The organism is Dolichospermum sp. LEGE 00246, assembly GCF_015207865.1.
Lineage (GTDB): Bacteria > Cyanobacteriota > Cyanobacteriia > Cyanobacteriales > Nostocaceae > Dolichospermum > Dolichospermum heterosporum.
In genome coordinates this window covers 1-9,291 of record NZ_JADEWA010000195.1, presented here as the reverse complement: position 1 = coordinate 9,291, position 9,291 = coordinate 1, and the positions used below count along the sequence as shown (strand labels likewise).

General features: G+C 38.4%; 4 protein-coding genes. 3 read left to right on the top strand and 1 reads right to left on the bottom strand.

Going from position 1 to position 9,291, the window contains the following annotated elements:
- Nucleotides 1-143 precede the first annotated feature (143 nt).
- Nucleotides 144-5,612, bottom strand: coding sequence for a translocation/assembly module TamB domain-containing protein (locus IQ228_RS13960; protein ID WP_193963205.1), 5,469 nt, complete (start codon nucleotides 5,610-5,612; stop codon nucleotides 144-146).
- Between the two features lie 302 nt (nucleotides 5,613-5,914).
- On the opposite strand from IQ228_RS13960, the gene IQ228_RS13955 reads away from it, so the two are divergent.
- The 3 genes from IQ228_RS13955 (at nucleotide 5,915) to IQ228_RS13945 (ending at nucleotide 9,081) form a co-directional block, all read left to right on the top strand.
- The gene (locus IQ228_RS13955) at nucleotides 5,915-6,334 is read left to right on the top strand and encodes a DUF3110 domain-containing protein (protein WP_027400778.1); all 420 of its coding nucleotides are present in this window, start codon (nucleotides 5,915-5,917) and stop codon (nucleotides 6,332-6,334) included.
- A gap of 185 nt (nucleotides 6,335-6,519) precedes the next feature.
- A complete protein-coding gene (gene murQ, locus IQ228_RS13950; RefSeq protein WP_027400779.1) occupies nucleotides 6,520-7,440 on the top strand; it encodes an N-acetylmuramic acid 6-phosphate etherase in 921 nt (306 codons plus the stop codon).
- Nucleotides 7,441-7,893: 453 nt separating this feature from the next.
- Nucleotides 7,894-9,081 (top strand): response regulator, encoded by a 1,188-nt coding sequence (locus IQ228_RS13945; protein ID WP_027400780.1) that lies wholly within the window; start codon nucleotides 7,894-7,896, stop codon nucleotides 9,079-9,081.
- The last annotated feature ends 210 nt before the right edge of the window (nucleotides 9,082-9,291 follow it).

Sequence of the window (9,291 nt, the reverse complement as noted above, 5' to 3'; positions counted from 1 at the left end):
GTGGGGGGAGTGGGGGGAGTGGGGGAGAAATTTCTTTCTTCTTTCTTCCTTCTTCTTTCTTCTTCCTTCTTCCTTCTTCCTTCTTCCTTCTTCCTTCTTCCTCCTGAATGGGCGCAGGACCTGCGCCCCTACTGCTTGATTCCTCAAAATTTTCTTTCAAATTCAATTACAGCCCGACTATCATCAGTTAAATTAGTGGAAGAACGGACACGGAATTGATTATTTATGCGGTAATTAACCCCCCATTGTAAGGGATCATTTGCCGTGAGGATTTTAATGGTAGAAAGAGAGAATTTTGCAGAAATATCAATTCCTGCTTCCAAAGCTAATTCTAAAGATGAGTTATTTCTCCCTGCTTCTGGTCTTTCAGATAGAATAGTGGGAAATATTCGCAATTCACTTAAACCAAAAGCATTACCAATTTCATTAAATGCACCTTGGAAATTACTGAACACAGCCGAACCGGCAATATTAATTAAACCCAGGGTACTATCACCACGTCCTTGATTGTCAACAAATCCGCCTCCTAGCAAGGTGACAATTTGTGTTTCTGAACGGGAAGGATTACTTTGTAATTGCAAATTATCATTAATTTGACTAGCTAACCCATTAATACTAGCTTCTACTCGCACCGTTTCTAACCCTGCTAAACCTAGAGAACCTTGTCTACTTAAATCACTATTTTGAGTTATGTCTAAAACCTTCGCAAATAGGCGAATATTCAAATCAGGGTCACGGGGTTGACGAGGACTAAAAGTAGCAGTTTGTGGATAACCTTTTGCTAAATTTAACTGGGTAGTGAATAAGTTTACTGTACCTTTGGTTAACTTAATAGATCCATCTGGTATGGGTTCAGCTAAAGAACCATTCACAGTTAAATCTCCAGAGGCTTGGAACTTAAACACTGGTGGTTTAGAAATTTGGATATTTTTCCCTAATCTTAATTTTAAATCATTTAACTTAGTAATTTTACCCGCTGTATCTAGTTTATTAAGGTCATTAATTTTTGCAGATGATGAATTTTCATCTTTAGATTCTGCTAACAATACTTGACCATTGAATAATTCTATATTACCACCAATTATTGGTTGGAGAAGAGAACCAGTAATTGTTAAATCACCATTAGCACCTCCTTGATATAAATCTTTGAGATTTAAAGATAATTGTCTTAAATTAACCATCAAGGGAATATCTATTTGCACATTTTTACTATTAGCAATTGGCAATTCTCCCACAGCTTCCACTTTACCATTGCTAAATTTACCTTCAAGATTTTTGATAAACACACGAGTTAAATCAAAAATTGCTTTACCATTCACATTAGTTAACTTTCCTGGTAAGGCTTGGGCGCTAAAGGTAGCATTATCAAGAGAAGCAGTTCCTTTCACGAAAGGTTGTTTTCTAGTTCCTCGAACTTTTAAGTCTAATTCTCCTTGTCCATTTTCAAAAGCTATCTCATTAGTAAAGAGATTTAAAAGTGTCAAACCTTCATTTTTGATATTGACATTTAAAGTAACTTTGTCACTGTCCGATTTTTCAGAAGCAAAGGGTAAAGTATAGGGAATACTCCCATCAATATTTGCAGGTTCAGACCCCACTCCTAGTAACTGACTACCAAAGTTTAACCGTCCATTAGCATAACTGAAACTAGCATTAGCTGATTCCACTGGTTTTTTATCAATTGTTCCTTCTGTAATGTTTAATTCTCCTGTAGCTTGAGGATTGGCAATATTACCTGCTATGGCTGCGTTAAGTTTTAGCTTACCTGTAATTCCCAGCGGCAGTTTCACTAGATTATTAAATCGCTGAATGGGAAAGTTTTCAACTGTTAATTTACCTGATTGGGTTTTACCACTAATGTAACCTGTAAAGGCAATTAACTTGTTTTCCGATTGAATTCGTAAAGGTTGTAACCGCAAAGTTCCTTCTGTAAAACCACCTTCAGCTATGATTTTTTCTGCCCGATAAAAGCGACTTGGTTCTGTTGGTTTCCCCCAGGTAAAATTTTGTCCTTGGAAGTTAAATTTTATTCTTGGTTCATCCGTTGTGGCAGTATTAATGGAAATGTCACCATTCAAAATTCCCTTTAAGTCTCTTAAATCTGGGATAGGTTGAGTATCTAATCGTTTTTGTTTTTGGGTATTTAGTAGGGCATTAATTTCTGATAATCGTTGTATTTGGTTAAATAGAGACTCTAATGGTAAGCCTTGAGATTGGGTGGTTAAATCCACAGCCGTGCCGTAGATAGGTGGGTTTAAACCCCGCTGGAAGTCTTGAATATCAAAGATTTGTGCTGCGGTGAGAATGTCTTGAATATTACCTTTGTCAATGTTGATATTTGCTCGCAGTTGCGGTTTTTTTGCCCAGGGTTTGATGTTGGCAGTAAAGGTATATCTACTTTCACCTTTGCGAAGTTCGCTGTTATTGAGGATGAAGGTATTATTATCGTATCGCAGTTGAGTTGCAAAGCGATCGCCTTTAATTCTCCCCAGTTCCGGTTCTTCAATGGCTATATTTCCCGTTGTAGCCCATGTCTGCGAATTAATTTGCAAATTCCCTGTTAATAATCCTCTCACCCCTCCTGGACTTAAAGGAGTATTTGCTGGTAAAGCTATATTCAAAGCTTTTAAAGGAAAATTAGTCACATTTATATCCCAATCAGATCCTGTTGCTGCACCTGATAACAATGCTTGTTGCCACTGAACTAAAATGGATTTCGGGCGATTATTACCATCTAAATTAACTGCTATGCGGTCTTTCACACCAGCAATATCTAAACTCAACCCCTGTCCTGACACAGAATTTAAATTACCAGTCAATAATGGCTCAAAAGCCAATTCCTGAACTTTTAAATTCCGTAACCCTAACTTAGCTGTAATATTTGGAGCGGTAGGTTTTCCCGTCACCTGTCCGCTAAAATCCAATCTGCTAGCAATATCAGCAAGATTAGGTAATTGCACTGGCAATCCTTCCAGACTATAGTTTCTTGCCTGGATATTCAAATTAACATCAGTAATTTCTGGAATACCCGATTTCTTAGCATTAGCTAATAAATAACCTTTTATAGCGAGCGCCGTTGAACTATTAGCTTGAAAATTGGCACTATTATAACCATCAATAGTTAGCTTTTCTCCATTCCAACCAATATCAGCTTGAATAGGTGCATCCATACCTGATAAACCTTGACTCAACCGCACCTGACCAACAGCAGCCATATCTGCTAATGTGGGAGCAGCTAGAGTTCCCGATACTTGCAACTTTCCTGCCAACTGTCCTTTTAACTGCTGATTAAAAGGCTTTAATTGCAAACCTGAAGTAGCTAACAAGGCTTGATAATGGCCATTATTCAGTTGAATCTCGGAAGCTTTAACTATACCACTAGGTAATGTTAAATAGCCTTTCCCTTCTCCTTGAATAGTTTCTGGCTGGAATGATTCCACCGAACCCGCTACTTGCAATTGACCAGTGATCATTCCTTGCATTTCTGGGCGCGAGACCTGCGCCCCTACGAGTTTTGTTAAAGGTATATTATCAGCTTGAATTTTTGCCTGATAGCGACCTTCTGCTACTTGAATATTCGCAGCTTTAATTGTCCTTCCACCAATATATAGAAAGGCTTCACCGATTCCAGAAAAGGTTTTTAGACTGAAATTTTCTCTGTTACTGGTAATCATAAAATTACCTGATAGGGGATTATTTAAAATTGGGTTAGCTTGTTTAACAATTGTTGCTAACCGTAAGTCTTTTCCTTGTAATAAAGCGGTAAAATTTTGGTTATTTAATTGGATTTGGGAAATATTGACTGTGCCACCTGCAATGCTGACATTGGCATTTTCAGGAATAATTGTTTCTATTTGAAATGGCGAGGAATTTCCTGATAAACGCAATCTACCGTTAAATTCTGCCCCAGCCAGAGAAATATTTTCCTGCTGTTTTTGGTCAACAAAAGATGTTAATTTGATTCTGCTAGACTGAGTTAAAGCTTGCCAACGCTTGCTATCATAACTATAATTACCACTACCAGTAACTATACCGCCGCCAACCTTGGCAACTATATCACTAAAGGAAACTGTGCGATCGCTATGAATAATACTTGTCCCCGTTGCTGGGTATTTGGCTTGAGGAGCTTGCCATTTAACTACAGTTTGGGTATTAGTAGCCACACCCTTCAATTCCGCGGTGGCTGTCATCAGGCCAATGGGGAATCCAGTTTTGATATCATATACTTGAGCGATCGCATCCCCAGGCACATTTTCTGCTCGTAATTGCAAATTCAGTGCCGATACTTTACCAAGTTTAATTATCCCCCCACCCTTAACCTCGCCGCCATAAGTAGTTTTACCTTGAATATCTGTAATTTTTAAAAGAGATTGACTACTAATAAGCTCAAATTTACTGCTAACTTTCCCAAAATCAACTTTATCAATTTGGGCAATTTTTAACGTCCTCACATTACCAGACAATACAGGTTGGGAAACTCTCCCCACTATCTGTAAATCGGCTTGAGCTATACCACTCACTGGAAATGGTAACTTTACATTTAGCGTTGTTTGGGCATTAGCCAAACTTACCGCATTTACACGCCCTTTTAAATTAAACCCTGCTTGCTGATCAATAGTACCCGATGCTGTTAACGGAATCTTTCCATAACTTGTAACTATATGATCTAATTTAATTAACAGTCCATCAAAACTGAGATTTCCCTGACTATTATTGAGCAATTGGGGCAGATTGGGAATTTGCACCGTCACCCCTTCTAGAGCCGCATTGCCATAAAGTAAGGTTTTCTGCTTTGGTATCACCTTAATTCGCAAATCACCATTAACCTTACCAGTTTGTAAAATCAGTGGTAAAGTTACAATCCGGGTAATATCTGCGGCAAGAAGATTTTGAGCTTTGAGTCGAAAATCCCCAACTAAAGTTTTCTCAGGAATTAAATCGCCAACAATGGCAATATCACCCCCACTGACAGCCTTACCAGCCAAGTCCAATTTAATTAGGCGATTTTTATTTAAGAAGAGTTGAGCCGTGCCATTAACCCCAGAAAATCCCACAGGGACTGGTAAAGAAATTTTTGCCCCTTCACTAACTTTCGGTACTAATACCAAATTTGCATCCCGAAACCGCAATTTATCTAAATCGGTTTTAATCAGTCCTGCCTCAGCAGGTGGAGCGATAGTAGTTGTTAACCAGCTTCCCTGTCTATCCTGCTCAACATAAACATCTGGATTAATTAAAGTTACATCTAATCGAAGATTGCGGTTAATAACTAACTTCCAAATATCAAATCCTACATCTACTGCTTTGACATTTACCCGATCTGGATCTGTTGGTGTAGCGGGAATCTCCGAAGCGGCAAACTGAACACCAGTCAGGGAAAAGGATTTAACTGCTCCCAATTTTACTGGACGATTGAGAGTATTAGTAAGACCTTGGGTTGCTAATGGTACTAAATCATGATCAACAAAACCCTTTAATCGCCAAACACCACCAATAATTCCTAATAATAACAAAGCACCTATACCTAAGCCAGTACGACCAATTATCGTCCACCACAGATGATTAGTCCCAGAATTACCGGGGCGAGAATTTTGACTAGGAGAGTTAGACATAGGTTTGCACGCTTTGATTACCAGATATCTTGGCAAAACACTAATTACTGAAACCGGACAATCTTTAATGTTATCTACAGCACTAAAAATATGAATAAATATTTACATAATTTTATGTTTAACTCTTAGAGTATAACGGGATAAGTGCGAAAATGAAAACTTAGGTTTTGGTAAAATTGGTAAATTATGCCTTTTGGTCTATGCCTAACTTCCAGTAATCTCACAAAAATTATTGGAGATTCTTATGAATATACAGTATTGAACTTTAAGATAAATTAGAGAACTGAATCAAAGGATAGACAATGCGTGTTTTTGTACTAATGTTCAATGCTGGCACTGATAATGAGGGGATTCACAGCATTCGGATTAGCAATGCTCAAGGGATAGAAGGGAATAAAATCCTCATGTTTGAGTCAGAGGATGATGCCACCCGCTTTGCTTTAATGTTAGAAGCACAGGATTTTGCTGTCCCGACAGTGGAAATGATGAATGCTGATGATGTTAAGGAATTTTGCGAAAGCACTGGCTATCTCTGGGAAATTGTGGCGGAAAATAATGAATTAGTATTGCCACCAGAAACGAATGTCAAACAAACTGATTGGCAACCTGAACCAGAAATAGAGGATACTGATGAAGACTTTTTATCTTACAGTCCACCTGCGCCAGAAATTGCTAATTCTGATTTAGACAGTATTCGACGCAAACTGGAAGGTTTATTATAATTAGTTATTAGTCATTGGTCATTGGTCATTGGTCATTGGTCATTATGGGTAAATAACAACTGACAACTAACAACTGACAACTGACAACTAACAACTAACAACTAACAACTGACAACTGACAACTGACAACTGACAACTGACAACTGACAACTGACAACTGACAACTGACAACTGACACAAAATATATGGCAAATTTTCAGGAACGAGGGCATTTACTCACCGAACAAGTTAATCCCAATAGTCTCAATTTAGACCAACTTAACTCCTTGGAATTGGTGGAGTTATTTAATAGCGAAGACCAAAAAGCAGTAGCAGCAGTAGCGGCAGCGAAAGTCCAGTTAGCAGCAGCCATTGACTGCACCGCAGAAAGGCTACGTCAAGGTGGACGTTTATTTTATGTAGGTGCAGGGACGAGTGGGAGATTAGGAGTATTGGATGCTGCTGAGTGTCCACCGACTTTCTGCACTTCCCCAGAATTGGTACAAGGGATTATTGCTGGTGGTGCGGGAGCATTAGTCCGCAGTTCTGAGGATTTGGAAGATCGGTCTGAAGATGGGGAAAGTGCGATCGCTCAACGACAAATTACTCAATTGGATGTAGTCGTCGGTATTACTGCTGGGGGAACAACTCCTTTTGTTCACGGTGCCATTAATGCAGCGCGTCAACGGGGAGCTAAGACTATTTTTATCGCCTGTGTTCCCGCCGAACAAGTTAGTATTGAAGTTGATATTGATATCCGGTTGTTGACAGGGCCAGAAGTTTTAGCTGGCTCTACTCGCTTGAAAGCAGGAACAGTGACAAAATTAGTTTTGAATACTCTCTCAACGGGGGTAATGGTGAAACTAGGTAAGGTCTATGGGAATCGCATGGTTGATGTTGCTGTCACTAATCAAAAATTACGCGATCGCGCTTTACGCATCTTACAAGACCTCACTGGTTTAAGTCGAGAAGCCGCTGGTTTTTTACTAGAACATAGCGGTAAATGGGTGAAATTAGCATTATTAATGCACTGGACTAGCTTAGACCAAGAAGCAGGTAAAAAACTATTAGCAGCCCATCACGGTAATCTTCGACTAGCTGTAAACAGCTACAATCAGAATACTTAACTACTAAATTTACCAACATCATAAAACAGAATTAAAAATGGGTAATTGATAATTACTTATAGTTTCTTGTACCCTGAAAATAAGCGTTATTACTGATATAGTATCATAGACAAAATGAGTATAATATTACAGGATTATTGAGTAAATAAAAAAGATGGTTAATTGCATACCGCTAAATCAATCTGAGACTTTTTAATATTTACTACTATTCTAAATATCGAGTAATGTTACATAACAACAGCTAAATTACATTTGTATGTAATCCTCCAATACCCTCGCCAAACCTCTAAAGCTCTATTAATAATATCCTAAAGATTTTATTGGTTTGCATATCTGTATTTAGAAGGTCGGCATAGGTATTAATCCTCCCAATTAAATTTTCAAATGCTTGTAAAACAAGCCAAACATGGATTTTTATAAATACTAAATCAATAAATTTTCAGGGAAAGCATGATGACCAAACCAGAAGTAACAGAAGCGCAAAACCTATTCAACGAATTTAAAAAGTCTAGCCAAGTCCAATATAACGGACAACTAAATATCAAAAGTTCTAAAGGACGAGAATGGACTTTCTACTACCGTTTAGGCAGAATAGTATGGGCTACAGGTAGTGATCATCCCTTCAGGCGTTGGCGCAGAAACATGGCTCAACATTGTCCTGATATTGATATCACTAAAATTCGCTGTCGTTATGAAGATATAGCTATTGATTATTGGGATTATAATCTCATAGAGATGCTACATAAAAGACAGAAAATTCAAAGAGAAAAAATTCATGCCATTGTGGAAAACACCGTAGCTGAATTATTTTTTGATCTAGCTCAGGAACTAGGTTTTGCGGCTGTCACCTGCAATTACAGCCAGAAAATCATATTAGAAATGCCTATGAGCTTCACAAATACAGATATGTCCATTAAACAAATGCAAGATGCGTGGTCAATTTGGTCACAAGCTGGACTAACAAATATTTCTCCTAATTTAGCGCCAGTTTTACGCCGACCAGAACAACTACAGCAAATGGTAAATCCCTCTGTATATAAAAATTTTGTGAGTTTAATTAATGGTCAATCCACATTACGGGAGTTAAGCATCAGAATGAAACAAGATGTCATGCCTGTAGCACGTTCCCTACTTCCCTATATCCTTAAAGGCATTATTGAGTTAGTATCAGTACCTGATTTACCCTTAACAGTCGAATCTAGTAGTTCCACTAGTAGAAACCCCAAAAATCAAGCTCCTCCATTAATAGTTTGTGTAGATGACAGTCCCCAGGTGTGTAACATCTTAGAAGGAATTATGACCCGTCATGGACTGAGATTTATTAAAATCCAAGACGCTATCCAGGCTTTACCTATTATCATCCAACAAAAGCCAGATTTAATTTTCTTAGATTTGATTATGCCCATAGCCAGTGGCTACGAAATATGCACACAATTACGCAGAATTTCCGCTTTTGCAGAGACACCAGTAATCATATTAACTGGTAATGATGGTTTAATAGATAGAGTTCGGGCGAAAGTTGTCGGCTCTACAGACTTTATTTCTAAACCAATCGTAGCAGATCGGGTTATGAATGTAGTCCGTAAATATTTACGCGTCCCCAATTTATCAAACAATAATCATGATACTAATTTAGCTTAATCAGCAGAAGCCCCACCTCTCACTCTTAGGAGCGTGGGGATGCCAGTCGCCTGCGACGGGAAACCCGTCTACAGCGCTGGCTCATGAATGCGCGTGAGTTGAGTTGCGTAGCCCAAATTGTATTTGAGCGTAGCGAAAACAAAGAAGGCTACAGCGACGAAACGAACAAAATATTGATTTTATGTTATTATAAAAAAGTAGGTGTAGTCC